At 43.6% G+C, this 2,131-nt stretch carries 2 protein-coding genes; both read right to left on the minus strand.

Features of this window, described 5'->3' with window-relative positions; genetic code table 11:
- Positions 1–111: 111 nt before the first annotated feature.
- Entirely contained in the window at positions 112–1,440 is a 1,329-nt protein-coding gene (locus tag H6G32_RS26315; RefSeq protein WP_190463696.1) for a hypothetical protein, read from the minus strand.
- Positions 1,437–1,982 (minus strand): hypothetical protein, encoded by a 546-nt coding sequence (locus H6G32_RS26320; RefSeq protein WP_190463698.1) that lies wholly within the window; start codon positions 1,980–1,982, stop codon positions 1,437–1,439. Before H6G32_RS26320 ends, H6G32_RS26315 begins: the two co-directional genes overlap by 4 nt.
- Between the last annotated feature and the right edge of the window lie 149 nt (positions 1,983–2,131).

Genomic DNA, 2,131 nt, shown 5'->3' on the forward strand with positions numbered 1-2,131 from the left:
TCCACCTTGGGCACTGCTGCAAATTGCCGCACCCGTGGATTGAGTTACTTGCGATGGAGTTATTAGATTCGGTTTTATTGCGCTGGCTGCCCTTGCAGGAATCAAGGGGATTTAATTGAGCAGCGGGAACATCTGGTCTAACTTCTTGTTGCTTTCTTTGTCCAACTCTTTAACCTGGGTATCTAGTTTCCCTAAGTCATTTTTAAGACTTGTATTCTGAGATTTAAGTGTTTCTATATTGGTCTCTAGTCCGCTTATTTTCTTCTGTTGAGCATCAACCGTTTTGTTCAAGCCAGAAAAGCTCGGTGAAGTCACGACTCCATTTCTGATTTGACTTATGGTGTTATCCTGCTCAGTAATCTTGCTAGACAGATTACTGATTGACGAAAAAATAATACTATCGTTCGAGATGAGAACGCTATTTTTAGCTTGTTCAGCCTTCTCGAAACTGTCCAAATCAATGCGGATAATAGAGTTTTCGTTTATAAGCTCAACGATGCCTTTCTTCACTGATAATATATCAGGAGCAATGGCTTTCTTGATGGACTCGGTGATGGTCGCAACAGTTCCACTTGCATCGGTAATGTTGATACTCTTTAATGTGTTTTGAATAGCTGTTATTAATTTAGCCTGCACACCAATATTCTCGTTAGATTTCTTGATGTTTTCGTTGGCTAATTTATTTGCCTGTTGCGCTTCCAGCAATCCTTTTTGGATAGAGCCAACGGTAGCTTCTATCTTTTGCTGAAATCCTGTGTTAGCAGCCGCAATGTATTTATTAAAATCAGTTTTTAGGTTGGCAATCGCGCTAGTCTGTTTCGTATTGTAGGAGCGTGTTTCTGCTAGCGCATTGTTAGCTGCTAGTTTGGCTGCATCAATGCCACTTTGCAAAATACCTCTCCCCACCCTCACTTCATACAAGGCGTTATTGGCATTCTCCCTGACTGGGACTATCTGCTTTTCAAGTGCATACGTCCTATCGCGCACTCGTTGATTTTCTAACTTGGCTTCTGCCAAGGATTTATTAGCTAGCCGTGCTTGTTGCACTCCTCGAATTGCAATTGCCAATACCTTTGATAATGAATCAGCTAACGAATCAGTGCTTTTGATTTGTGCATCTTGGGTAAGTTCAGTCAGCTTTGTTTGAGCCGTAAAGAGCGCTAATGAGAGAATGGCTAGCCCTGCTAAAGCCTTTCCACTGGCTGCAGCCTTACCCGCTTCGCTAGATCCCTTTATCGGCTTAAGTAAGCCATCCCACAGCTTCTTCATCGCCCCTGATTCTTTTTTTACTGTTTCAGCTACCTTGGTTACATTTTTTAAATTCTTAGTTACTACTTCTCCATTCTGTTTTAATATTTTTACCTGTTTAAAGGTATCATTAAATGTTTTGTTTAATCTTCCCTGTTTCAAAACATATTTATCCAGTGATTCTGTCATCATGCCCAGCTGCTGTAAGAACTGACACCCCGCAACAGGAAGCCGTTAGCCACGCCGCGCCATGTTTTGCTGGACATAGCGCTGGGCTGGAGGTACGCGCAGTAGAAGTTCTCATCTACATCATTTAAGTTTTTGCAGCGCAACCAGCCCAGGATGACAGAAGAGGCGAGCTGATAAGGAATAACCCAGTCAAACTCCGAACTGGCACCTCTGATGCACTTAAATTTAATGGGGGATGTATTGGCAAATGTCGCCGTCGCACCTGCCGTTCCCGCGTTCGCGAGTGTTTTTGTAGCCGCGGTGTAACTGGTGCCAAAAGTCTGGCTTACGGCGAAAGCAGACGTGATTTCAATCCTGTAGCATACTCCCCCGTAAGTTTTTGTATTGGTAATGTGCCCAAACACTAAATACCGAATACTGCTTGCCGTGTAATCATCCAGGGCTGTATACCCTAGCTTGCTCACCCAGCAAGCTTTGACTGCATCGCCTAGTGATTGCTGTGTCACGGGCGAACAATCATCGCCGTCAATGAAGGTAGATGGCATTATAAACTTGCTGGATTTAATCCAGTGTCATTATCCGGCTCGTTGAATTCCACTGTGTAGGAGCGCACTAATACACTGGAGGCATCCGATCTAGTGGAGTAGCTCTTGGTGTTTTCTGTGATAACAATTGACTGCTCAATATTGGACGA

The sequence above is a fragment of the Cylindrospermum sp. FACHB-282 genome (assembly GCF_014697195.1).
Lineage (GTDB): Bacteria > Cyanobacteriota > Cyanobacteriia > Cyanobacteriales > Nostocaceae > Cylindrospermum.